The sequence below is a fragment of the Thermoclostridium caenicola genome (genome assembly GCF_900142095.1).
GTDB classification, from domain to species: Bacteria; Bacillota; Clostridia; order DSM-8532; family DSM-8532; genus Thermoclostridium_A; species Thermoclostridium_A caenicola.
In genome coordinates this window covers 42,081-64,848 of record NZ_FQZP01000003.1, presented here as the reverse complement: position 1 = coordinate 64,848, position 22,768 = coordinate 42,081, and the positions used below count along the sequence as shown (strand labels likewise).

27 protein-coding genes are annotated in these 22,768 nt (G+C 51.7%); 3 read left to right on the top strand and 24 right to left on the bottom strand.

Annotated features, from left to right (window positions below; genetic code table 11):
• Positions 1–127: 127 nt before the first annotated feature.
• From F3H12_RS01680 to F3H12_RS01595, 18 genes are all read right to left on the bottom strand, one after another.
• Positions 128–928: a TlyA family RNA methyltransferase gene (locus tag F3H12_RS01680; protein ID WP_149677614.1), complete on the bottom strand. Its 801-nt coding sequence runs from the start codon at positions 926–928 to the stop codon at positions 128–130.
• Complete coding sequence (gene dxs / locus F3H12_RS01675; RefSeq protein ID WP_422822191.1) at positions 909–2,834, bottom strand: 1-deoxy-D-xylulose-5-phosphate synthase; 1,926 nt, start codon at positions 2,832–2,834, stop codon at positions 909–911. The genes F3H12_RS01680 and dxs overlap by 20 nt, the downstream gene beginning before the upstream one ends.
• 11 nt (positions 2,835–2,845) lie before the next feature.
• The gene (locus tag F3H12_RS01670; protein WP_149677613.1) at positions 2,846–3,448 is read right to left on the bottom strand and encodes an Mg2+ and Co2+ transporter CorB; all 603 of its coding nucleotides are present in this window, start codon (positions 3,446–3,448) and stop codon (positions 2,846–2,848) included.
• Positions 3,449–4,215: 767 nt separating this feature from the next.
• Positions 4,216–4,653: a divergent PAP2 family protein gene (locus F3H12_RS01665; RefSeq protein WP_479694061.1), complete on the bottom strand. Its 438-nt coding sequence runs from the start codon at positions 4,651–4,653 to the stop codon at positions 4,216–4,218.
• A gap of 53 nt (positions 4,654–4,706) precedes the next feature.
• Positions 4,707–5,594 carry a polyprenyl synthetase family protein gene (locus F3H12_RS01660; protein WP_149677611.1) on the bottom strand — a complete coding sequence of 296 codons (888 nt, stop codon included), beginning with the start codon at positions 5,592–5,594 and terminating at the stop codon, positions 4,707–4,709.
• Positions 5,591–5,848, bottom strand: a complete 258-nt coding sequence (gene xseB / locus F3H12_RS01655; protein ID WP_149677610.1) for an exodeoxyribonuclease VII small subunit — start codon at positions 5,846–5,848, stop codon at positions 5,591–5,593. Before xseB ends, F3H12_RS01660 begins: the two co-directional genes overlap by 4 nt.
• 35 nt (positions 5,849–5,883) lie before the next feature.
• Positions 5,884–7,101 carry an exodeoxyribonuclease VII large subunit gene (gene xseA / locus F3H12_RS01650; RefSeq protein WP_149677609.1) on the bottom strand — a complete coding sequence of 406 codons (1,218 nt, stop codon included), beginning with the start codon at positions 7,099–7,101 and terminating at the stop codon, positions 5,884–5,886.
• Complete coding sequence (gene nusB, locus F3H12_RS01645) at positions 7,094–7,528, bottom strand: transcription antitermination factor NusB (protein WP_149677608.1); 435 nt, start codon at positions 7,526–7,528, stop codon at positions 7,094–7,096. The genes xseA and nusB overlap by 8 nt, the downstream gene beginning before the upstream one ends.
• A 92-nt stretch (positions 7,529–7,620) precedes the next feature.
• The gene (locus F3H12_RS01640) at positions 7,621–8,379 is read right to left on the bottom strand and encodes a class I SAM-dependent DNA methyltransferase (RefSeq protein ID WP_149677607.1); all 759 of its coding nucleotides are present in this window, start codon (positions 8,377–8,379) and stop codon (positions 7,621–7,623) included.
• A 13-nt stretch (positions 8,380–8,392) separates the two neighbouring features.
• Complete coding sequence (locus F3H12_RS01635) at positions 8,393–8,545, bottom strand: alpha/beta-type small acid-soluble spore protein (protein WP_340162568.1); 153 nt, start codon at positions 8,543–8,545, stop codon at positions 8,393–8,395.
• 81 nt (positions 8,546–8,626) lie between these two features.
• Complete coding sequence (locus F3H12_RS01630) at positions 8,627–9,892, bottom strand: S41 family peptidase (RefSeq protein ID WP_188118313.1); 1,266 nt, start codon at positions 9,890–9,892, stop codon at positions 8,627–8,629.
• Between the two features lie 182 nt (positions 9,893–10,074).
• Positions 10,075–11,217, bottom strand: coding sequence for a murein hydrolase activator EnvC family protein (locus tag F3H12_RS01625; protein WP_188118312.1), 1,143 nt, complete (start codon positions 11,215–11,217; stop codon positions 10,075–10,077).
• A gap of 156 nt (positions 11,218–11,373) precedes the next feature.
• A complete protein-coding gene (gene ftsX, locus F3H12_RS01620) occupies positions 11,374–12,285 on the bottom strand; it encodes a permease-like cell division protein FtsX (RefSeq protein ID WP_149677604.1) in 912 nt (303 codons plus the stop codon).
• Positions 12,275–12,961, bottom strand: a complete 687-nt coding sequence (ftsE, locus tag F3H12_RS01615) for a cell division ATP-binding protein FtsE (RefSeq protein WP_149677603.1) — start codon at positions 12,959–12,961, stop codon at positions 12,275–12,277. The genes ftsX and ftsE overlap by 11 nt, the downstream gene beginning before the upstream one ends.
• Positions 12,962–12,993: 32 nt before the next feature.
• A complete protein-coding gene (locus F3H12_RS01610) occupies positions 12,994–14,073 on the bottom strand; it encodes a PucR family transcriptional regulator (protein ID WP_149677602.1) in 1,080 nt (359 codons plus the stop codon).
• A 113-nt stretch (positions 14,074–14,186) separates the two neighbouring features.
• The gene (gene ytxC / locus F3H12_RS01605; protein WP_149677601.1) at positions 14,187–15,017 is read right to left on the bottom strand and encodes a putative sporulation protein YtxC; all 831 of its coding nucleotides are present in this window, start codon (positions 15,015–15,017) and stop codon (positions 14,187–14,189) included.
• 46 nt (positions 15,018–15,063) lie between these two features.
• Positions 15,064–15,819, bottom strand: a complete 756-nt coding sequence (locus tag F3H12_RS01600) for a DUF6873 family GME fold protein (protein ID WP_149677600.1) — start codon at positions 15,817–15,819, stop codon at positions 15,064–15,066.
• Positions 15,820–16,005: 186 nt separating this feature from the next.
• Positions 16,006–16,230 carry a transcriptional coactivator p15/PC4 family protein gene (locus tag F3H12_RS01595; RefSeq protein ID WP_149677599.1) on the bottom strand — a complete coding sequence of 75 codons (225 nt, stop codon included), beginning with the start codon at positions 16,228–16,230 and terminating at the stop codon, positions 16,006–16,008.
• 271 nt (positions 16,231–16,501) lie between these two features.
• Between F3H12_RS01595 and F3H12_RS01590 the strand changes: the two genes are divergently transcribed.
• A complete protein-coding gene (locus tag F3H12_RS01590) occupies positions 16,502–16,708 on the top strand; it encodes a DUF378 domain-containing protein (protein WP_149677598.1) in 207 nt (68 codons plus the stop codon).
• A 48-nt stretch (positions 16,709–16,756) separates the two neighbouring features.
• On the opposite strand, the gene F3H12_RS01585 is transcribed toward F3H12_RS01590, so the two are convergent.
• The 3 genes from F3H12_RS01585 to F3H12_RS01575 form a co-directional block, all read right to left on the bottom strand.
• The gene (locus tag F3H12_RS01585) at positions 16,757–16,972 is read right to left on the bottom strand and encodes a hypothetical protein (RefSeq protein WP_149677597.1); all 216 of its coding nucleotides are present in this window, start codon (positions 16,970–16,972) and stop codon (positions 16,757–16,759) included.
• A 56-nt stretch (positions 16,973–17,028) separates the two neighbouring features.
• Complete coding sequence (locus F3H12_RS01580) at positions 17,029–17,808, bottom strand: flagellar motor protein MotB (RefSeq protein WP_149677596.1); 780 nt, start codon at positions 17,806–17,808, stop codon at positions 17,029–17,031.
• 108 nt (positions 17,809–17,916) lie between these two features.
• The gene (locus tag F3H12_RS01575) at positions 17,917–18,738 is read right to left on the bottom strand and encodes a motility protein A (protein WP_149677595.1); all 822 of its coding nucleotides are present in this window, start codon (positions 18,736–18,738) and stop codon (positions 17,917–17,919) included.
• 309 nt (positions 18,739–19,047) lie between these two features.
• On the opposite strand from F3H12_RS01575, the gene argF reads away from it, so the two are divergent.
• Both argF and F3H12_RS01565 read left to right on the top strand, forming a co-directional pair.
• Positions 19,048–19,968, top strand: coding sequence for an ornithine carbamoyltransferase (gene argF / locus F3H12_RS01570; RefSeq protein ID WP_149677594.1), 921 nt, complete (start codon positions 19,048–19,050; stop codon positions 19,966–19,968).
• 25 nt (positions 19,969–19,993) lie between these two features.
• Positions 19,994–20,467 (top strand): GNAT family N-acetyltransferase, encoded by a 474-nt coding sequence (locus F3H12_RS01565; protein WP_149677593.1) that lies wholly within the window; start codon positions 19,994–19,996, stop codon positions 20,465–20,467.
• Positions 20,468–20,684: 217 nt separating this feature from the next.
• On the opposite strand, the gene F3H12_RS01560 is transcribed toward F3H12_RS01565, so the two are convergent.
• From F3H12_RS01560 to F3H12_RS01550, 3 genes are all read right to left on the bottom strand, one after another.
• Positions 20,685–21,101, bottom strand: coding sequence for an EamA family transporter (locus F3H12_RS01560; RefSeq protein ID WP_149677592.1), 417 nt, complete (start codon positions 21,099–21,101; stop codon positions 20,685–20,687).
• Between the two features lie 78 nt (positions 21,102–21,179).
• The gene (crcB, locus tag F3H12_RS01555; protein WP_149677591.1) at positions 21,180–21,557 is read right to left on the bottom strand and encodes a fluoride efflux transporter CrcB; all 378 of its coding nucleotides are present in this window, start codon (positions 21,555–21,557) and stop codon (positions 21,180–21,182) included.
• A 258-nt stretch (positions 21,558–21,815) separates the two neighbouring features.
• A complete protein-coding gene (locus F3H12_RS01550) occupies positions 21,816–22,757 on the bottom strand; it encodes a transketolase family protein (RefSeq protein ID WP_149677590.1) in 942 nt (313 codons plus the stop codon).
• Positions 22,758–22,768: the final 11 nt, after the last annotated feature.

The following is a 22,768-nucleotide window of genomic DNA, read 5'->3' as shown; positions in this document are numbered from 1 at the left end:
GATCGCGCCTGAGATTGCTTCGTCGCTCTGCTCCTTGCAATGACAGTTACAGTAGAGCTTGAGCAAAAACGCAGGAAGAGAGCCTAAAAGGAAAGCCTTTCCGGCATGAGATGCGGGAAGGCTTTCTTCAATCCAAATCCTGATGCGCATTGCGAACGGTTTCCTTCACATCGATCGCAGATTCATCCTGAACCGTCCCGTTCAACAGGTGCAAAAGGTATTCGATATTGCCCTCAGGCCCCTTGACAGGAGACCATGACAGGCCCAGAACCGCAAATCCCTGGTTCCTGGCCGCATCGATGACCTGGGTAATGACCTCCTCATGAACGGCAGGATCTCTTACCACGCCCTTCTTGCCCACCTTTTCCCGTCCGGCCTCAAACTGGGGCTTGATCAGGCAGACCGCACGGGCGTTCTCTTTCAGAACGGCTTTCAGGGGCGGCAGGATCAGCCTCAGGGAAATAAAGGAAACATCCGCCGCGCCGAAATCCAGCGGCTCACCGATATCCTCCGGCTTCACATAGCGAAAATTGGTCCTCTCCATGCAAACGACCCTAGGGTCGTTTCGTAGGGACCAGGCCAGCTGACCGTAGCCCACATCCACGGCATAAACCTTCGCGGCTCCGTTCTTGAGCATCACATCGGTGAATCCGCCTGTGGAGGCGCCCACATCCACGCAGGTCATGCCCTCCAGCCCGATATTGAAGACCCTGAGAGCCTTCTCAAGCTTCAGGCCACCCCGGCTCACATAGGGCACGGGATCGCTTTTCACGGTGATTTCTGCATCCGGGCTGCACAGAAAGCCAGCCTTATCCACGCGTTCTCCGTCTACAAAAACGCTTCCCGCCATGATGGCGCGTCTGGCCTTTTCCCTGCTCTCAAAAAACTGCCTGTTCACCAGGAGCACATCAAGGCGTTCCTTTTGCATGCCCGTCCTCCTTTTTTCCTGAAGCCTTCAGGAAATCCCGTATCCGATCCCTCATGGCCTGGGGATCCAGTCCGTACTTCCTGTAGAGCAGGTTCCGATCCCCATGGGGTATGGGTTCATCGGGAAATCCCATCAATAGCGACCGGGCAGGGATCCTCTCCCCATTGAGGAATTCCAGGACACTGCTGCCGAAACCGCCGCTTACGATACCATCCTCCATCACAACAACCCGTCCGGTTTTGCCTATGGATGTCCTGAGCAGCTGTTTATCCAGAGGCTTGATAAACCGGGGATTGATCACCTCGCAGCTGATACCTTCCTCTTCCAGGAGAGCCGCGGTTTTCAGCGCCATGCGCAGGAAGTTCCCCGGGGCAACGAGGGTGACATCCTTCCCCTCCCTGACAACCAACCCCTTTCCATAGGTGATGGGCTGCTTCAGGGCTTCTATTTCGGAACCGGTCCCGCGGGGATACCGGATGGCTATCGGACCCTTGTGAACTGAAACGGCATATGCCAGCATCATCTCCAGTTCCCTGGGAGAAGCGGGAGCCATGAGGGTGAAGTTGGGCATGGTCTTGATATAGGCGATGTCATATATGCCCTGGTGGGTCTCACCATCATCCCCCACCACACCGGCCCGGTCAATGGCAAAAACCACATGGAGATTCTGCAGGGCAACATCATGGAGCATTTGATCATACGCGCGCTGCAGGAAGGTGGAGTAGATGGCCACAACGGGCTTGATGCCTCCCTTGGCCAGCCCGGCGGCAAAGGTCACCGCATGCTGTTCGGCAATACCCACATCGTAAAAGCGCCTGGAAAAGGACTCCCTGAACGGGTTGAGGCCGGTACCGTCTGGCATGGCGGCAGTTATGGCCACAATGTCCGGATCGTCCTTGGCCAGCTCGCAGATCTTTCTGCCAAAGACTTGCGAATAGCTCTCGCCGCCATTATTTTTAAGTTCGCCCGTTTCAATCTCGAAAGGCGCAATGCCATGAAAAACATTGGGCTTTTCTTCAGCGTACCTGTAGCCCTTCCCTTTTACTGTGCACACATGGACCAGGACCGGTCCTTTCATGGTCCTGGCATGCTCCAGAACCCTGATCATTTCCCGGATATTATGCCCGTCTATGGGACCAAAATACCTGAACCCCAGATCCTCGAAAAACATGGAAGGCATGAGAAAGCTTTTCATGGTGCTTTTGATGCGATGAAGGATCCTGCGCACATGCTTTCCGGATTTGGGAAGCTTCCTGTCCAGCAGGGACTGTATCGATTCCCTGGTTTTATAATAGAAAGGCCTCATACGCAGGCGGCTTAAGTACCGGGAGATGCCGCCCACGTTGGGCGCGATGGACATGCCGTTATCATTGAGAACGATGAGCAGATTTGTCCTGGCATTGCCCGCGTCGTTCAGGGCTTCAAAGGCCATGCCGCCCGTAAGGGCCCCGTCGCCGATGACAGCCGCCACATGATAGTTCTCCCCCTTCAGATCACGGGCCCGCGCCATGCCGAGGGCGGCCGATATGGAAGTGGAGCTGTGCCCGGTATTGAAAGCGTCGTATTCGCTTTCCTCCGTCTTGGGGAACCCCGAAAGGCCGTCCATCTGTCTGAGGGTGTGGAACCTGTCCTTCCTGCCCGTCAGGATCTTGTGGACATAGGTCTGATGCCCCACATCCCAGATGATCTTGTCCCTTGGCGTATCATAGACACGATGAAGAGCCAGCGTCAGCTCCACAACGCCCAGATTGGGGGCGATGTGCCCACCGGTATTGGAAACGGTGTTGATCAGGAACTCCCTGATCTCACCGCTTAAGGCGATCAATTCCCGTATGCTCAGCCTCTTTATATCTTCAGGTCCGGTAATGGTGCTCAATAAGCTGTTTGCGTGATTTTTCCGGTTCAAACGGAACACCTCTAACCCCTTTTTCGCTTTCCAAAATAAAAGCAGGAAAGAATTCTGCCGACCCAGTAAACAATATAGTTGCTGTTATTCATGCCGATATTTTTCGCGAAAGCCTTCCCCCCGACCGTGAACGCTGCTATCAGCGCGCCTGTGATGGTTTCTATCAGCGAAATATCACCGCTTGCGGCAAACAGCCTGTACACGATGGATGTCCCTGCAACGCCGCTCACAACACCGCATATGTCCCCAACCACATCATTGCAGAAACTGGATACCCGTGGTGCGTTGCGGATCAGGATCAGGGACTGCCTGGCCCCCCTGATTTTTTTGGAGGCCATGGAATGGAAAGGCGTTTCGTCGGCTGCCGTAACCGCGATGCCTATCACGTCGAACACGACGCCGGTGAAGATGATCACCAGCACCACAACAAATGAGAAAGCCGGCTGGGCTTCTCCCAGCAGCCCGGTCGACGCAAAAAGGACAAGCAGTGACAGCCCGAAAGAAAAGACGGTAATAAAAATCCCCCATAGAACATGCCTTTTTTCAAAGCCGGTTTTCCGTTTGACGGGTATGTTCTGCCTGGAGGCCTTCTTGTATTTATCCGTTTGCTTCATGTATTCCTGCTCAGTTCCTGCTTTACCCAAACAAGCATCCTGCTTTCAGCGTTAATCAACAACAGAAAAGAGAAACGATGAAACGCTTCTCCTGCCAACTTTTCAATAAAAACACAGGATGGCAGTACTCCGAGTAAATTTTGCGCCTTAGGTCAGGCAGGTTTTCCCCAGAGGGTACCAGGACGTCGCCGTCCTGGCGGTTTCCCTTTACTCCCGCAGTTGAGCGGTTGCCCAGCTCAAGGCCTGATTGCCACTAAGTACACACTGCAATCCCCGGAATACCTGGATATCAACAGCCTAGGGGTTTTCCCCGGGAGTCTTACCTGGTTCTAGCCTCTTTTGCACAGATGGTTTCAAGCAGCAATAGTGCTCATGTACCGGCCAGTACATCAACACCTGATCTGCTATCCTCCAGACCGCACTCAAGGCAGGCTACACTGTTCACAGCATCGTAAGCGATACCGCAAAACAGGTTCTATCCCCCGCCGTAGTCAAGATCTCTACCGCTGTAAAGCGGGCAATCTGTCTCCCACAGCCGGGGGTCTCCGCGGTAAAGGGGTCGCCACCCGCATGCCATTGCGGGCTGCCCCTGAACCTTAACTCCCAGCACCGACCCATCACTGGGCGTAACAAGCCGGCACAAGGAACTTCATCGATGTGCCCTTTAACGGATTTTTAGGCCCGTCTTCAAACCAGGCAGTACTGACTAGGATACTGCGCCATCCTGGTGTTTGCTTTGGAAGAATATTATACAACAAACCGGGACGTTATGCAAAGACTAATGCCACCAGTATCCCCAGGGCGGCTCCGGCAAATACCTCCACAGGCGTATGGCCCAGGAGTTCCTTCAAATCCTTTTCAGGCCGGAACTGCTTGGTGGCATTGGCCAGTTTATTGAGCAGCGCGGCCTGTTTGCCTGCCGCTCTCCTCACACCGGCGGCATCGGCCATGACAATGAAGGAAAAAACTGCGGCAAAAGCAAAAATGCCCGATCCAAATCCGTACTGCAGACCCATCATGGTAGCCAGGCAAACCGAGATGGCACTGTGAGAACTGGGCATGCCCCCTGAACTGACAAACTTCATGAAATCGATCTTCTTGTTGACCACCAGGCAGTGCAGAAATTTGTAGAACTGGGCCAGGAACCATGAAAACACAGGCAATATGAGGGCTTTGTTATTGATGATCTCTTCAAAGAACGTCACGTTCATCTCTCCTGAAAACCAACCGCCGGTGTGCCATGGGCAACCCGTCGCCGCTATTTTTTCCTTTCGGCAATATAGGCCGCCGTATGAATCAGAAAATCGGTGTTCTGAAGGCCTTCCAGCGCTTTGACAGCCTCTTCCACCGTTGACTTCAGCAATTCTTTCGCTTTATCCGTTCCCAGAAGCGTCACAAAGGTCGATTTATGGTTTCTCACATCGCTGCCGGTGCTCTTGCCCAGTACGGCAGCATCCCCCTCAACATCCAGCAGATCATCCTTAATCTGAAAAGCCAGGCCGATCAGCTTTCCATAACGCTCCAGGGCCTGTGTCGTCCTTTCGTCGGCCCCGCAAATCAGGGCTGCCGAAAGGATGCTGGCCCGGATCAAGGCGCCTGTTTTCAGGCTGTGCATGCGGCAAAGCTGATCATAGGAAACCGCTGTTTGCTCCGATTCCATATCGATAACCTGTCCGGCAATCATGCCCGAGGCTCCTGCCGCTTCCATGATCAGGCGCGCTGCAGCAGCTTTTCTGAGAGCATCCTTTTCATCGGCCAGGACCGCTTCCAGCATGATTTCACAAGCCGTGTTGAGCAGCGCATCGCCTGCCAGCAGCGCCATGGCTTCCCCAAACACCTTATGGTTGGTGGGTTTCCCCCTTCTGTAGTCGTCATTGTCCATGCAGGGCAGATCGTCATGGATCAGGGAATAGGTATGGATCAGCTCAACGGCACAGGCAAAGGGCATGACGGCTTCCCTGTCTCCTCCCAGCATATCGCAGACCGCCAGCGACAGGACAGGGCGAAGTCTCTTTCCTCCCGCCGTCAGGCTGTACCTCATCGCTTCGAAAAGTGTTTTTTCAGGTAGTTCAGGAACGGTTATGCGCTCTTTGAGCCATTCCTCTACCAGATTCCTGTAAGCATCGAATTTCTGATGATAGTTCATGATAACCCGTCAGGCACAAAATCGGTTTCCCTGACGCCATCCTTTCCTTCAACCAGAACGGTAATCTTCTTTTCTATCTCATCCAGCTTCATATTGCACAGGCGTACCAATCCGACGGCCTTTTCAAAAACCTGTATGGCCTGCTCCAGGGGCAAGTCCCCCTTTTCAAGGAGGGCAATCGCTTTTTCCAGCTCATTGGCCGCCTCTTCGTAAGTAAGCTCCCTGTTTTCCTTATCCGGATTGTTCTTCGCCATACTTTCACTCCGTTTCATTTCCATTGGCCGAACCCTCACCCGATTATGTCAGGGAAAGCATCCAGGGGCTTTTCAACCTTCGCCCCAAACCGTCCGTCGGCCACCCTGACCATTATCATTTCCCCGGGCGCGATGGCCCTGATGGATTTCACCACGCCTCCGTCTTCCTTCTGAACGAGGGCATATCCCCGGGACAGCACCGTCAACGGACTTAACGCATCCAGCCTGCCGGCCATGCCGGCCAGAGCGGAACGTTGTTTTTCCAGCTTCGATCGCCCCAGCAAGGCCAGTTCCCGCAGCCTGCCGTCCAATTGCTGCCGCAGCGCATCCACCCTCTCATAGGGCCGGATAAGGCTTCTTGCGGATGACAAGGCCGCAATTCTTTCCCTTTCCCGCTTCAGCCGCATCATCAGGCTGTTGACCAGGCTCCTCTCATAGAGCGTCAGCCGCTCCTTCAGGGCTGTCTTCTCGGGCACCGCCAGTTCTGCAGCGGCGGAAGGCGTAGGCGCCCGCAGGTCGGCTACAAAATCAGATATGGAAAAATCGGTTTCATGGCCAACGGCAGAGATGACCGGAATACCTGACTCATAGATGGCCCGTGCCAGCCCTTCATCGTTGAAGGGCCACAAATCCTCAAGGGATCCGCCGCCTCTGGCAATGATGATGACATCCACATTCTTCGCTTCATTGAAATACCTGAGCCCTCGGATCAACTGCGCAGGCGCTTCAGAACCCTGCACGGCGGACGGATAGATGATGACCCTGACATTGGGATACCTTCGCTGCAAGACATTCAGCATATCGCGGATAACCGCCCCCGTGGGCGATGTAACGATGCCGATGGCCCGCGGAAGCTGCGGGATGGGTTTCTTTCGCTCCCGGGCAAACCAGCCCAGGGCTTCAAGCTTACGCTTGAGCTGCTCGAAGGCCAGATACAGGCTGCCCGTGCCGTCGGGCTGCATCTCCTCCACGTACAGCTGATAGTTACCGCCGGGAGCATACACCGATACATAGCCCCGGACAATGACCTGCATGCCTTCCTCAGGCATAAAACGCATGCGGGCGTTATAGGTCCGAAACATGACACACCGGATGACCGCATCCTGATCCTTGATGGAAAAATACATGTGCCCGGAACTATGCCACTTGAAATTGGAGATCTCGCCCGTGACGCACACATTGGCAAGCAACATATCGCTGTCGAGCAACTGCTTGATGTACGCCGTAAGTTCCCTGACCGTGAGGCTATTCATGGGTGCCGGGCTCCCCTGCATTCTGGGACAGCTCGCTCCACACCTTCCCCAAAACACCGTTAATGAAGGTTCTGGATTGCTCCCCGCAGTACTTTTTGGCCAGCTCCACCGCCTCGTTGATGGAAACGTTAACCGGTATATCCTCGCGGTAGCGCATTTCATATATGCTCAGCCGCATAATGGCCAAATCCACCTTGGGCATTCTGGAGACAGTCCAGCCCCGGGCATGGCGCGAAATGAGCTCGTCAATCTCATCCTGGTTTTTTACGACTCCCTTGACCACATCCTCAAGGTAATCCCGTTCTACCGATTCCAGGATCTGTTCTTCCTCCAGATAGGTCCGAATTTGCTCATCCAGATCATCCTTCCGAATCTGGATCTGGTATAAAAGTTTCATCGCATGCTCACGCGTTTCTCGTCTTCCCAATGCTCTTTCCTCCAGCACGCATATCCTTGTTCGGGATATGAAGCTTATTGAGTCCTGGCTCTCCAGGGAAACCTTAGTGATATTATAGCATATCATATCCGGCTGCACGGAGATTCTTTCCGGGTTATATAAAAAACTCTCTCCTGTTCGGGAACCGGAGGGTCGAAGCCCAGACCGCCGAAACGGTCGAGCAGTTTCAGGTTTGCCCTGGAAAGGGCATCCGTGATCTCTTCGTCGGAATAAGCCCGTTCGATATGGGTCTCTTCAAAACGCCTGTAAAGATCCCCGCGGGTTTTCGCAAAGAATGTCAGTTCGAAGGTGCAGAGTTTTTGGGCGGGATCGTATGTATTATGCCATATCCAGGATATGTCGTCATCCAGCTCATAAAAGACATTCCCCGCCAAAAGGCGCGAAAGCTTGTACTCGCTGTTGATATCAAAAATAAAGAGCCCGCCCGGATTCAGATACAGGTGGACCAATTGGAAGACACGTTCCAAATCCGACTTATCCGTGATATAGTTGATGGAATCCAGCATGCAGACCACCGCGTCAACGGTGCCGTAAAGCTCAAAATCCCGCATATCCTGATTGATAAAAAGGATGTCCAGTCCCTGTTCTCGGGATTTTTCCATGGCCCTGGACAGCATGTCCACCGACAGATCCAGCCCAATCATGTCATATCCCCTTTTGGCCATCTCAATGGCCAGGCTGCCGGTACCGCAGGCCAGTTCCAAAACCAGGCGGGGCTTCTCCCCGAATTTAAGAAAGGCTGATTCCAGAAAATCAGCCCACTTCTCGTATGCGATATCCTGTGTCAGCCTGTCATAGACCTCAGCAAATCCCTGGTACATCTCTTCCCCCTGCCTATACTGCTTTCTTTTTCTTTCTGGATAATATGCCGCCTATTCTCCCCGTTTCCTTGGGGCTCAGGCTCTTCCAGCCGTGTGCCATGATCTTGTCATACAACCCCAGTTCCTTGGCTATTTCCAGTTTGAGCTGCTCATCTTTTTTCATCATTCCTATCACCCCATGGCATATTATAGCCAGCCATCTCCAAGGGTATACAAGCCATGCACTGTTTATGGACAGCAACAGGGACTAGGGCATCTTTTTCCGCAACTCTGCCAGGGCGACCTGAAGCTGGTTATCCTTATCATGCGGGATATCGTCCAGGGACTTATTCCTGAGCGCCTCATCCAGCGCCACTTCCACATCGGGCTCCACTCCTACCTCATGAATGCACACGCCCGACGGGGTGAAATACCTGGCAATGGTATATTTCAGCCCGCCGCCATTGGTAAAGTGCATGTCTATCTGCTGGACCAGGCCCTTCCCGTAGGTCCTCGTTCCCACAAGGGTTGCCCTGTTGTAATCCTTCAGCGCCCCGGAAAGAATCTCTGAAGCGCTGGCGCTGTTTTCGTTCACCAGCAGGCTTATTGGAATGTCCACATAATTTTCGTCGGAAAACTCTTCCTTTCTCTGGCCGGCCCTGTCCTCCACATAGACGATCAGCCCTTTGGGAAGCAGCATATCACAAATCCTGACCACCTCGCGGTAATCGCCTCCGGGATTGTCCCTGACATCGATCACCAGGCCCTTGATGCCCCGGGCCAGGAGGCTGTTCAGATGGTTTCTGAAATCCTCGGAAATATCGTTGTCAAACTGCTTGATGCGGATATAGCCGATACCGTCCTCCAAGATCTTGCTGGAGATGTAGGAGACATTGATAGCCTGCCTGGTAACCTGAAAATCGATATAATCCCTGATTTCCTCACGGTAAACGGTGATCTTCACAACAGTTCCCGGAGGGCCCTTGATCTTCTTGACGATGAGGTCAATATCCCTGATGACGGTAACATCCTCATCGTCCACTTTGACGATCTTGTCCCCTTTCTGGATACCGGCTTCCTTGGCAGGGGTGCCGGGGAATACGTCGCCCACCGTCAGGATGTAATTCTCATCCATGCCCACCAGGACCCCAATACCCTCGTAATTGCCGGTAGCTTCCTCCAGGAATTTCCTCATTTCTTCCGGATTGTAGTAAACGGTATAAGGGTCTTCCGTACCTGCCGCAAGGCCTCTGATGGCTCCCTCCAGGAGGTCGTTGACATCGACCGGCTTGTAGTACCTGCTGTTAAGCAGATTCTTAACCCGGTTGAAAGCCTCTATGTTTTCAATATCCACCTGGCTCTTGTCAAAAAAAAGTGCATACTGCTGTTTGAACCAGTCAGTAAGCGGGCGCGTCAACATGACGTCCCAGGAAACCAGTGTGCCCACTGAAACAAAATAGCCGGCTATAAAAGATATGGCCGAACATACCAATGCAATGGCGATGGTCCTGATCAGCGTCGCTCTGTTCTTCATACAGCATCCCTTTCTCAGCTTTAAGTCCCGCTGCGAGCCTTCCGGACATGGGAATCCCATTCCCATCCTATGCGCCCCGGGCAGGAATCATGTGTTTAAAGAATCCCATCCCGCCTTGCAGTCACGTAATAAAAAGGATACCCAAATGGATATCCTTTAATCAAAGCCGGGATTTCCATGCATTATTTGGGCGAGACATACTTGAGCGGATCCACGCTTTCCCCGTTCACTTTAACCGTGAAATGCAGGTGCGGTCCGGTGGACAGTCCGGTACTTCCAACCTTGGCGATGACATCGCCGGCCGCCACCACCTGTCCCTCCTTCACCAGGAGACCGCCGTTCATAATATGCAGGTACAGCGTGGCAATACCGCCGCCATGGTCGATGATGACGGTGTTGCCGCCTCCGCCGCTGCGCCATCCCGACCAAATTACCTTTCCGCTGGCTGCCGCGTGTATGTACGTCCCCTGCGGTGCGCTGATATCAATTCCGCTGTGGAATCTGTACACCTTCAGGATGGGGTGAAGCCTGTTTCCAAAATAGGAGGAGATATGGGTATATCCGGGGAGCGGCCATTGCATGGTACCGCCGATGTATTTGCCGGAAGAGCTCAGCTTCCTAATGAGCTCACCCAGTTCCTTGTCCTCCTTCTCAAGCTGATCTTCCTGTCTGGCTATCTTTTTCAGGGTTTCCTCGTCAGCCTGGATCCTTTCCTCTGCCTTGGAACGGGAGACCTCCAGTTCCTGAAGTTCTTTTAGGCTCTGCTCCAGCTGATCCCTGGCGTTTTGCTCTTCCTGCTCTCTCAGGGCTTTAAGCTCATCAAGCTCCTGCTTTTTCCTCATGATGCTGTCCATCAGATCCTGGTCGGCCTTGGAGATGAGCTGCATGGTATGCAGGCGGCGAAACAGTTCGTCCATGTCTTCGCTCTGAGCAAGCTCACTCGCATCAGCACCAATCCTGGAGCGCACGTACAGGACCACCAGCCTTTGCTGAAACAGCCTGAGCTGACGGTCATACTCTTCCTGTCTCTCCTGTATGGCCTGATCCAGGGTTCTGATGGCATCCTCGATCTCTTTGATCTTCTCTTCTATCTTTTCTTTTTCGTATCCTTTGGCTTCAAGCTCGGCAATGATACTGTCGCGAACCTGCTTGTTGTTGAGCAGGTTCTGGGAAACCTTCTTCTTTTCCTGCTCCAGCGCTTTCTTTTCATTCTGGAGCTTTTTTTGCTGTGCTTTGGCATCCTCCAACGGTCCGGCCTGGGCAATCATTCCCATGGGCGCCAAAAGGCAAAAAACCATGGCAAAGGCCAGTATTTTTTTCATCATATGTATCCGCCTCCGCTTGACACTCATTCTCAGCGATACGATTATGCAAAATTTGTAATCCGCAATTAAAAATATATCATTTTTTTGGCATTATGACAATGTTTTAATGCCATATTGATGAATAGAAAGGTTTTTTGGTCCCGCCTTATCGGAACTTTACACATTCAGGTGCTTCTTCACCGACATAAAACTTCCGATAATTCCAATGGTCACGCCGAACAGCACATTCACCACCAGAATCCGGATCGACAGTTCGCCGAATTCCACCAACTGCAGGCCGGATATCTTGATGCTGTTGAACAGGGTATTCAGCCCATCCTTAATCCAGCCATAGGCCTGGGAGGTCAAAAGATGCGACAGCAAGGCCCCCAAAAGCCCGATCAGCATGCCCTCGATGATAAAGGGGAACCGGATGAACCAGTCATTGGCACCAACATACTTCATGATCTCAATCTCCTTACGCCTTGCGAAAACCGTAAGGCGGATGGTATTCGAGATCAGCAGGATGGAAATGACCATCAGGACGGCAATGACGAACAAAGCCACATAATTGAAAACGCGTACCATTCCTGAAATCCGTTCCAGTTCCTGTTTGGGATAGGTTATCCATTGGCTGTCCACACCGCTGAACAGTTTCAGCCTGGCGATGAACTGGTCGCTGTCATTGGGATTGGTGAGGGTGACAAAGTACCCTACGGCGAAATTTTCCGGGGTCAGACCCTCCATCAGCGCTTCATACTTCAAATCCTTTTTCGCGTTTTCATAAGCCTGTTCCCTGGATTCATACTGGTATTCGGCAACCACTCCGGAAGCCCGGCTTTGCTCGATGAACAGGGCCACCTCTTCCTCTTCCAGTCGCGTGGCATCAACCCTCAGGTAGAACTTGACCTGCAAATCCTGCTTTTTGGCCTCAAGGTTGGTGGTGACATTCACAATGATCAGGAGGACCAGGCCGAGCACAAAAAGGGTTGCCAGGATGGTAGCCAGGGAGGCAAAGGACATCAGTTTGTTCTTGTAAACGTTTTTTGTGCCTTCTTTTGCAAGCAGTCTCAGCGTTCTAATCTTCATTTGTATACGAACCTTTCTTTACATCGCTTATCAATTCGCCTCTGTCCAGCGTGATGACACGCTTTTTCATGGCATCCACAATGCTCTTTTCGTGGGTGGCAACGATCACGGTTGTACCCCGCTGATTGATCTCGTCCAGAAGCTCCATAATCTCCATGGATGTTTTGGGATCCAGATTGCCTGTAGGCTCGTCCGCAATCAGGACGGCCGGATTGTTGACCAGGGCGCGGGCCAGGGCAACCCTTTGCTGTTCCCCGCCGGACAACTGGCTTGGATAGGCCTTGGCCTTCTTGCTGAGGCCCACAAGCCCAAGGGCCAGCGGCACCTGCCGCCTTATCTCGCGGGGCAGCGCTTCAACGATCTGCATGGCAAAAGCCACATTGTCGTAGGCTGTTTTGTTGGGTAGCAGTCGGAAATCCTGGAAAACAATGCCCAGGCTCCTTCTGAGGTAGGGCACCTCGGACTTGGGCATGTTATGTACGCTGTATCCGTTAACGTATACTTCCCCTTCGGTCGGGGTTTCCTCGTGCATGATAAGCTTGAGAAAGGTTGATTTGCCAGAGCCGCTGGCACCAATGATGAATACGAATTCTCCCTTGTCTATTTTTACTGTGACATTCTTCAGTCCGACAACACCGTTCGAATATATCTTTGTAGCGTCGACAAACCTGATCAAAAAAGATCCCCCCAAAAATTTGGGATGGCGATTTACTTGGAAACTTCATCAAGATAACGCTTGACCATCATAGCCACTTTGAAATAAATGGCATCATCAAATTTTCTCAAATCCATCCCGGTTATTTTTTGAATCTTGTCAAGGCGATAGACCAGGGTATTCCTGTGTATGAAAAGCTGACGCGACGTTTCGCTCACATTGAGGTTATTTTCAAAGAATTTCTGGATGGTCATCATGGTTTCGGGATCGATGGTTTCCAGGACCCCTTCCTTGAAGACCTCATTCAGGAAAAGACGGCAGAGGGTTGTGGGCAGCTGGTAAATCAGGCGCCCGATACCCAAATGGTTATAGTCGACAATGCTCTTTTCGGCCTCGAAGATTTGGCCGATTTTCAGCGCCGTCTGGGCATCCTTGTAGGAGCGCGCCACATCCCTGAGGGTATCGGCCACGGTTCCGATGCCAATATTGGCCTTGATCATCAGTTCGCTGCTCAGGGTATCGATGATGATGCGGGCTTTCTTGTGGATTTCCTCGCTGTCCTCCCGATCCTTGAGCTCTTTCACGAGAACCGTGTTCTGGTCGTCCAGAAGGATGATATAGTCCTTCGTATTGTTGGGGAAAAGGCTTTGTATGATGTTGTAGGCATAAAGCTCCCGGGTTTTCTCGGTACGGACCAGGTAGACGATTCTCCGTGCATCGGTCTTGATCCTCAGTTCCTTGGCACGAATCGTGATATCGCCGGGCAGGATGTTGCCCAGCAGGATATTCTTCATGAAATTGTTCCGGTCATACTTTTCATCATAGTAGAGCTTGGCATTCTCCAGGCTGATGGCAATCAGTTCGGCATATTTCTTCCTGTCGGGATGATCGCTCACAAGATAGAGCACAAAATCGAGCCTGCCGTTGATCTCAATCTTTTTCATCACCAGGCCCGGTTTCTCAATGTACATGGCATTCGATGTCAGAAAATCGGCGCACTGATCATGGAGCATGCCGATTTCCTCTTCAATGGTGCTGGCAATAACCGTACCGTTTCCGTCGGTAATGCCGAAATCATTGCCAATAGTTTCCCGAATTTTAGATATTACGGACTGAAAAACCTTGAATGCCAACTGGATTACCCCACTTACCTTCAGATTCCTGTTACATTATACAACAATTTGTCCAATGCGTCCAATGCCTTCATGCCATTTCGGACAAATGCGCACAAAAATTCGGGCGAAATTCAGTCATTCACCAGCACGCACTCCGAAAAGACAGTTTTTATGGTATTCAGCAATTCCTTGTTTTTAAATTTATCGGCATGATGGATGAAAATCCTTATGGGGGCACAAGTCAGCAGAAAACCGATCATGAAATCATCATCCCGGATAACGGGGTGCCCTTTATCGATCCCATAGCCCCTGGTGATGTCATCGGGTATATCAAAGGGATCCGCACCCTGGACCCGGTAGGAACCGTCGGGCTGGACAAAAACATGCAGTTCCGGAACTCTTGGGCACTGCATGCGGATGAAGGCGGTGAGCAAATTGATATACTCTTCGTATTGCTTCTCCACAAAATACTGCCTGATGGCCCGGTCTACCTCCACCTCAAGCTTTTTCACATATTCGCCCAGTCTGAACGTGATAAACCCTTCCAGGGTCAGGTTGCGTGAGGTTCTGAGGTATTCCGAGATCTTGTCGGAGATGAGCCTGCGCCGCTCCTTAATCATGTTTTCGGTCATGTTTTCAGGATACAGGCGCTTGCAGGCGATCCGGTTGATTTCATCCAGATCGCGTTTGGGCAGGCCATTGCAGATGCGATGGATGATCCTGGAGAGAATTTCCTTTTCGTAAGACTTGAGGATATAATCGGCAAGTGAGTCCGAGACCTGCTGAATCACATGGGAATACCGCTTGCCGTTTCTTCGCATGAAACCGCCGATGATAATGACCAGGCTGTTGCCATCATGCCGGACACGGACTCCCTGCAGTGTTCCGGGAGCCATCTTTTTTTCAATATAGTGGGCTAATCCTTTGCTGTCCTTCATGTAGTCAACCCTGAAGGATGGCATCCTCTCACATCCTTTCAGGTGTAGTATATGTCGCCCTTATTGTCCGTTATACGGTGCACAGCGGGATGAGACTTCCCAGGTCCTGAACGGCGCTTTGGGCCAGGGACACAGGCTTTATGCCATGTTTTTGCAGAAAGGCAAGGATGGCTTCCGCGCTGTCCAGTGCATGCACATCGCCGCAAAAACCCATTTCATGGCCGGAAAGAAGGCCTGTTGCCCCTCCTATGAAACCATATTCATATCCGGGAATGGCGATGGATTTTTGAGGCGCGATCAACAATGCATCCATATTGTTGCCGCGGGCGGCGCGAAAGATTCCCTCGTCGGCCGTAATCAACGCTTCATCGTTGAGGATGCAGACCGAGCATTTAGCATAGCCCTGGTTTACATGGGAGATGATTCTGCCTGTTTTTTCAAGCCAGCCAAGTACAACCCGGTCGGCATATCGCGTGTTCAGAAAGGCATGACGACCTGCAATGGCTACATTATAGGGAATATCCCAGGGATAGCTCCCGGCTGGCGTTCTTTCCCCAGGTACCAGTTCAAATCCCAGTCCCCTGAGTTGTTCCGCCGTCCGGGGATGAAGATTCGGCGCATGTACGATGACACCTTCCGCCGGGATGATCAGTTGCATATCGGGATGGCTGCTCACCGGATCAGGCAACCCGGCCAGGGGCATGGTCCGGATAAGGACGGGCACGGATCGTCTCAGGATATTGGCCATCCCATCCGGCATATCCCCGGACACCAACATGGCAGCAACTCTGCCGTCCGGAATATACGGACAGCTCAGCGGTTTCACAGTCCCGTCCCTCCTGATGGTTTTCTTCCTGCCCCATCATGCGGGCATCGGAAAGCTTTCACAACCGGAAAACTTCATGCATATTTTATAGCATCCGCACCTTCCAAGCCTGCCGGCAGCATGTGCGGTTCTGATATACCGCGCCCTCCGAAATTTTCGGCGGGCGCGGTTGAAGTATTATCGGGATTATTCGATGCTATCCAGTATGGTCTTCAGTTCACCGACAAATTCAAGAGGAATGGCAAGCCCTTTCTGGCTAGGCCGGAATTCGTCGCTCTTGCTGTCATACCAGAAGGTTCGTATATCAACATACTCGCGTCCGTTCTTGCTGACACGCTTGATATGGATTTCCTCACGGCTGTTTTTAACGAATTTTCCCAACAACTCCTCATTGTCCCAGAAATCCGCCATAGCTTTTGCCTCCGTTTCCGCTTTTATCTTTCATAGCGCCAATCAATTCTGCGCAAACTAAAAGCGCTAATATTATATCAATGCATCCTGCCCCCCGCAAGATTTTATGAAAAACCCGCGCAATCCATGCAGGTTTTCATGAAAAACCGCGGTGCATCGCCTTTGCATGAAGAATGTCAAGTATTTCAGCGCATTAATTTGATTTATGGTGTGCAGAATAAATAAATGAAGGCGTAGACTCGCCCGAAATTAATGCAAAGGAGTCGGGAGTATGAGAACATCATTTGACAGAATAGCACTCTTACTGGTCATTATAGGCGCCCTTAACTGGCTGCTGGTCGGTCTTTTCCAGTACGACCTGGTGGCCGCCATATTCGGAACAGGTTCCTTGGGAAGCAGGATTGTATACTCCCTGGTAGGAGTAGCCGGACTCTACTCCATCAGCCTGCTTTTCAGGGACGCGCCCGCCGTCGAATGACCCTTGCACAATCCTGACAAGGCATGGCTGCCTGGCAGCCATGCCGGACTAACACGCTGTCCCTTCAGGGACAGCAATATTTTTTACAAAGCATTCGGGATGTTCCAACAGATCCAGATCATATGCGCAAAGCTTTATGACAACCGAAAAATCGTTCCTCGCATCAAACTCAATGGAAGATACAAATAACCCGTATGCGGTCAGGGCTTCATTGACGTCCTTAATCATACGGGTTTTCGCAATTTCACTGACAATGGTATCCATAGACCTCTCCCAATCTGAAGATTTCACGGATACCATTATAATATATTTCCCTGTCTTTACTTCATGATCATGATCTCAATCCTTCGGTTCCGCTGCCGTCCCTCGGGTGTGCTGTTATCTGCTACGGGCCGGTATTCCCCGTTGCCGGTGGCGGTGAATTTCATCGGATCCAACCCCAGTGTTTCGGTGAAATATCTGACCACGGTGGTCGCACGTGCCGTTGAGAGTTCCCAGTTGGATTTGAATATGGGCGTATTGATGGGCACATTATCGGTATGTCCTGAAACGAGGATTTCATTATCGATGTTTCTGAGGACCTCGGCAAGCTGCTGGAGCACAACCAGCCCTTCCGGCCTGATATCCGCACGGCCTGAATCGAAGAAGACCTCGGATTCGAACCGCACCAGAATAAAATCCTTCTCCTCGATGATTTCAACCTGGTCCGCTATGCCCTGTTCCTCCACTGCCTGACGGAGCCCTTCCTTGGCAATGTCCATTTCCATCTCGTAAATCTGCCTTTCGGCATCGACAATCATTTCTTCGGCACTTTCAACATACCGCTCCTTCTGCTCGGGTCGGTTCAGGTTGCTCGGGTTGGCAAAATCCACGGTGAGGAGGCTCTTGCCGGTTGAATTAAGGATGGATTCCCCTGTGCTCAGGTTCATAAACGAAGTGGACAGGGATTTTGCCACATCGGTAAATTTCTGGGCGTCTACAGTAGACATGGCAAAAAGCAAGATAAAAAAGGTCAGAAGCAGTGTGACCATGTCACTGTAAGTGGTCATCCATTCCGGTGCACCCCATGAATCCTGTGTTCTTTGCTTTCTTTTGGGCAAGTAAATCTTCACCCCATTCCGTTCAATGATCAAAATCCCCGGGCACCTTGTGCACCATCCCAACAGCAGGCTCCCTGCCGGGTGCAAGGTATAAGGGATTCCGGCATATTATCCCTGCAAGGGTTCAACGCCTCTTTCCGGGCCGACTTCTTTTTCTTTCATGATCATACTTTCATATTGCAGCTTCTGATCGGGAGAAAGGAATGTTTTCAGCTTATGCTCCATCAGACGCGGGTTCTCGCCTGACTGGATGGACAGGATGCCTTCCATGATCATTTCCCTCATCCGGATCTCTTCTGCACTGGCCCCCTGAAGCTTGGTAGCAATGGGATTGCAGATAAAGTTGGCCAGAACACTGCCGTAAAATGTCGTAACAATAGCAAGGGACATCGCGGGACCAATTGCGGAAGGATCATCCATGCTTCTGAGCAGGTTAATAAGACCCATCAGCGTTCCGATCATACCCCAGGCCGGGAACTGGGTAGCCATGGTCTTCCAATAGGCCTGGACGGTACTGTGCCGGACAACCATACTGTCTATTTCAAATTGCATGGATGTCTTCACCATCTCGGCTTCTATTCCGTCCACAACCAGTTCAAGGGCTTTTTTCAGATAATCGTCCTTAATATTTTCCTGGGCAGATTCCAGAGCAAGCAAGCCTTCCCTGCGTGCCTTCTGGGAAAGCTCAACCAGCAGCTGAATGGTCTGGAAGGGATCAGCCCGGTAGGGTTTGAACGCAAGGGGCAGAGCCTTAAAGGCCTTTATGGTATCTGCGAGCGGAAAGCTTATGATGGTGGCCGCCAGCCCGCCTCCCAATGTAACGGCTATAGAGCCTGCATGGACAAAAGACGAGATTTCTCCTCCGCTGAAAATACCATAGGCAATACATGCTACGCCAAAGATTAAGCCAAACAGTGTAGCTATATCCATTATCTCACCAGCTTTTCACACTTTCTCTTGCGTATAGCAATCAGGGTTTCAAATTATTAATCGGCATCTTGGCACCCGATGCTTACACTCTTTTGTCGTAAGTTTGCCGATAATGGTTATATACCACGTTTTTATCCAGGGAATGAACAAGCTTTCGGGCAATGACAAAAATTCTTGTTGCATTTTTATACATCTAAATGTATAATAATACAAACAGAAGGTGATCATCTGTTTCATGTCAGGCTGAAACAGCCGATACGATACCGGCAAGACATTTGAACAGAGCCGTAAAGAAAGGAATGATCGAGGATGAAGCATCTGTTATGTTTGAGCGACTGGACCAGCGATGAGATCCTGGAAACCCTGTCCATGGCTGAAAAACTGAAATACGAGAATAAAAACGGCATCAGGCACAATCATCTTCTGAAGGGAAAAACCCTGGGGATGATCTTTTCAAAAGCTTCCACCCGCACAAGGGTATCCTTTGAGGTTGGCATGTATCAGCTGGGCGGATATTCCCTTTTCCTGAGTGCCAACGATATCCAGCTTGGCCGCGGCGAAACGGTGGCGGATACGGCCAAAACCCTGTCCCGCTATATCGACGGCATCATGATCAGGACCTTCAAGCAAAGCGATGTGGAAACCCTTGCGCAATACGGCACCGTTCCGGTCATCAACGGGCTGACCGACAGCCACCATCCCTGCCAGGTGCTGGCTGACCTTCAGACCGTCAAGGAAAAGAAGGGCAAGCTCAAAGGCCTGAAGATGGCTTACCTGGGCGACGGCAACAACGTGGCCAACTCGCTGCTCATTGGCTGCGCCAAGGTGGGCATGCACATCACCGTGGCCACACCGGAAGGATACAGCTGTGACCCCGATGCCATCAAAAAGGCGCAGGAAGCTGCCGCTGAAACCGGCGCAAAGGTCGTTATCACAACCGATCCTTTGGAAGCCGTTAAGGACGCGGATGCGGTCTATACCGATACCTGGGTCAGCATGGGTATGGAAGGAGAAAAAGAGAAGCGCGTACCCATCTTCATGCCCTACCAGGTAAACGATGAACTGTTCTCCAAATCAAAGCCGGATGCCATTTTCATGCATTGTCTCCCTGCCTACAGGGGCTTTGAGGTGACCGACTCGGTTATAGACGGCAGCCATTCGGTGGTATTTGATCAGGCCGAAAACAGGCTCCACGCCCAAAAGGCCGTCCTGGTCAAGCTGATGGGCTGATTTCCTACATAAGGAGGCGCAATCCATGCTATACTCGTTCATCATCAGGCAGGCTGAGGAATCCGACGCGGAATCGGTCTATCGCATCCTGCAGCAGGCCTTCCGTGAGTATGCCCAGATTACCGGGCAGACGCAGCTCGAGGCACTCCGGGAGACGGTGGATGACGTGAGGAAGGAAATTACCGAAAAAGTGGTTTTCATCGCGGTGATCGATGATGAAATTGTCGGGACCGTTCGCCTGGACATCCAGGAAGACAAGGCCTATCTCAGCCGCTTTGCCGTTGGCCATGACAGCCGCAACATCGGAATCGGCAAAGCCCTGATGAACGCGGTGGATAAATACCTGATTTCGAAAGGAGTACGGGAGGTCAACCTGCATACCGCCTCAAAACATACGGTTCTCATGCGTTTCTATTACGGCCGGGGCTTTTTCGTGGAAGCCATTGAAACCGACAGGGGATATCTCAGGGCAAGGCTCAAGAAGGAATACGCCGTGTAAACAGGTAAAGCTGCACCGTTTATATTTGCAGCCAAGCATGAAGAGCCATATATTGTGTCCCCATAAACACCGATCCTTTGCAATCCGGAGATGATACCGGATGCAAAGGATTTTTTCTTATATCCCTTTTTCCATCTCTCGCCCACCACCCGGTAAAAACCCGTGCCTGTCCCATCGATGGACGGTTTCAGGAAAGCCGGCAGATTTTCACCGGGTTTCATTTCAGGATCATGATAAATGTGCCGATGGTGATGAAGATGCCGCCCAGAATGGTTTTCACATTGGGCACTTCATGCAGGACGACAAAGGCAAGCACCATGGTAATCACCACGCTGAACTTGTCCACCGGAACGACCTTTGAGGCCTCCCCAATCTGCAGCGCCTTGTAATAGCAAAGCCAGGACAATCCTGTCGCAATACCTGACAACACCAGAAAGATCCAGCTTTTTTTGCTGATGGATGCTATCTCATTCTGCGTTCCCGTCATCAAAACGATAGCCCATGCCATCACCAGCACGACTGCCGTGCGAATGGCCGTGGCCAGGTTGGAGCTGATCCCCTCAATCCCTATCTTGGCCAGAATGGATGTCAGGGCCGCAAATACTGCCGACAGGCAGGCAAACAAGAACCACACAGGAATTCCCCCTTGCTTGAAGCATCTGGTATCGTTCTTCAAATATTGAACGGCTTTGAGGCCAGGCTTAACTTGCCGCTAGCCGATGACCTGCGCCAAAAGCTTGCCCATCCATGCACCGAGCAGACTCAATAACAGATTTAGTCCTGCGTTCAGGCCTCCCAACAGATAGCTGCCCTCGCTCAATAAATTTATCGTTTCATAGCTGAACGTGGAAAAAGTAGTCAGTCCGCCAAGAATACCGGTGGTCAAAAACAGCTTTGTGTTCGGAGAAACAGGCCATAAACCGGAGCTTGCCTCCATAATGAATCCGATGAGAAACCCGCCCAAAGCATTGACAAAGAGTGTGCCATACGGGAAAGAGTCTCCCAGGGCTCTCATACAGAATACTGAGATGATATATCTTAAGGATGCGCCGATAAAGCCGCCAATACCAACCACCAAAACCCGGACCAAGACCTGTCCTCCTTTCAAGGGGCCCCATCGCTCTACCAGCCGTTTCCCGGTTCATATGAATGACTTCCGTAAACGCCGGTATCCAGGAAGCATCATCCTGCCTACAGCAACCATTATACGCGTTCCGTCATTTCCGGCATAGTCTTGTGGTTCACGCCGAATTCCAAATATTCCTTTTCGGAATTATAAACGTTCGCGTTTTCCCACACAAAAAGGAGCCATCCCCCATAAGACAGCTCCTTCTGTTACTCGGATCACTTAACCTCTTTTCCGCTCCAGAAGCTTTTTGGCCTTATCCACGATGTTCTCCGGAGTCAGGCCGTACATGGGCAGCAGATCGGCAGGTTTTCCGGACTTTCCGAACTTATCTTCAATACCCAGCATTTCCATTGGTACCGGATAATGTCTTACAACCACTTCGGCAACGGCACTGCCCAGACCGCCGTAGATATTATGCTCCTCACAGGTAAGGATGGCGCCCGTTTCCTTTGCGGCTTTCACGATCAGGTCCACATCGATGGGCTTGATGGTATGGATGTCGATAACCCGTGCCGAAATGCCCTGCTCTTCAAGGGTCTTGGCCGCTGTAATGGCCGGTTCAACCATCAGGCCGGTGGCAATGATGGCGATGTCATCGCCCTGCTTAATGGTCACGCCCTTACCAATCTCAAAGGTGGCATCCTCCGGGTAAATAATGGGCACATCCAGCCTTCCAAGCCTCAGATAAACCGGGCCGTCAATCTTGGCCGCCTGCTTGACCAGTGCAATGGTCGAAACCCCGTCAGCCGGCTGAATAACGGTCATGTTGGGTATGGAACGCATCAGGGCCAGATCCTCAATGGCCTGGTGTGAAGCGCCGTCCTCACCAACCGAGATACCGGCATGGGTGGCACCTATCTTGACATTCAGGTTGGGGTAGCAGATGGAGTTGCGGATCTGATCAAATGCGCGGCCTGCCGCAAACATGGCGAAGGTGCTGGCGAATACCGTTTTCCCGCAGCTGGCCAGCCCGGCGGCAACCGTCATCATGTTTCCTTCCGCTATCCCGATATTGAAATGCCTGTCGGGATACTCCTTCTTGAAGAGATCGGTTCTGGTGGATTTGGACAGGTCCGCATCCAGCACAACGATATTTTCATCACTGCCTATTTCGGCCAGTGCCTTTCCATAGGCTACACGTGTTGCTATCTTCTCTGCCATGGCTTATTTCC

Bases quoted from the DNA above. Each gene is read 5' to 3' on its own strand.
- F3H12_RS01680 (WP_149677614.1), bottom strand. From the start codon at position 928: ATGCAAAAGGAACGCCTTGATGTGCTCCTGGTGAACAGGCAGTTTTTT.
- F3H12_RS01670 (WP_149677613.1), bottom strand. From the start codon at position 3,448: ATGAAGCAAACGGATAAATACAAGAAGGCCTCCAGGCAGAACATACCC.
- F3H12_RS01660 (WP_149677611.1), bottom strand. From the start codon at position 5,594: ATGAACTATCATCAGAAATTCGATGCTTACAGGAATCTGGTAGAGGAA.
- xseB (WP_149677610.1), bottom strand. From the start codon at position 5,848: ATGGCGAAGAACAATCCGGATAAGGAAAACAGGGAGCTTACTTACGAA.
- xseA (WP_149677609.1), bottom strand. From the start codon at position 7,101: ATGAATAGCCTCACGGTCAGGGAACTTACGGCGTACATCAAGCAGTTG.
- F3H12_RS01640 (WP_149677607.1), bottom strand. From the start codon at position 8,379: ATGTACCAGGGATTTGCTGAGGTCTATGACAGGCTGACACAGGATATC.
- F3H12_RS01635 (WP_340162568.1), bottom strand. From the start codon at position 8,545: ATGATGAAAAAAGATGAGCAGCTCAAACTGGAAATAGCCAAGGAACTG.
- F3H12_RS01630 (WP_188118313.1), bottom strand. From the start codon at position 9,892: ATGAAGAACAGAGCGACGCTGATCAGGACCATCGCCATTGCATTGGTA.
- F3H12_RS01625 (WP_188118312.1), bottom strand. From the start codon at position 11,217: ATGATGAAAAAAATACTGGCCTTTGCCATGGTTTTTTGCCTTTTGGCG.
- ftsX (WP_149677604.1), bottom strand. From the start codon at position 12,285: ATGAAGATTAGAACGCTGAGACTGCTTGCAAAAGAAGGCACAAAAAAC.
- ytxC (WP_149677601.1), bottom strand. From the start codon at position 15,017: ATGCCATCCTTCAGGGTTGACTACATGAAGGACAGCAAAGGATTAGCC.
- F3H12_RS01595 (WP_149677599.1), bottom strand. From the start codon at position 16,230: ATGGCGGATTTCTGGGACAATGAGGAGTTGTTGGGAAAATTCGTTAAA.
- F3H12_RS01590 (WP_149677598.1), top strand. From the start codon at position 16,502: ATGAGAACATCATTTGACAGAATAGCACTCTTACTGGTCATTATAGGC.
- F3H12_RS01585 (WP_149677597.1), bottom strand. From the start codon at position 16,972: ATGGATACCATTGTCAGTGAAATTGCGAAAACCCGTATGATTAAGGAC.
- F3H12_RS01575 (WP_149677595.1), bottom strand. From the start codon at position 18,738: ATGGATATAGCTACACTGTTTGGCTTAATCTTTGGCGTAGCATGTATT.
- argF (WP_149677594.1), top strand. From the start codon at position 19,048: ATGAAGCATCTGTTATGTTTGAGCGACTGGACCAGCGATGAGATCCTG.
- F3H12_RS01565 (WP_149677593.1), top strand. From the start codon at position 19,994: ATGCTATACTCGTTCATCATCAGGCAGGCTGAGGAATCCGACGCGGAA.
- F3H12_RS01550 (WP_149677590.1), bottom strand. From the start codon at position 22,757: ATGGCAGAGAAGATAGCAACACGTGTAGCCTATGGAAAGGCACTGGCC.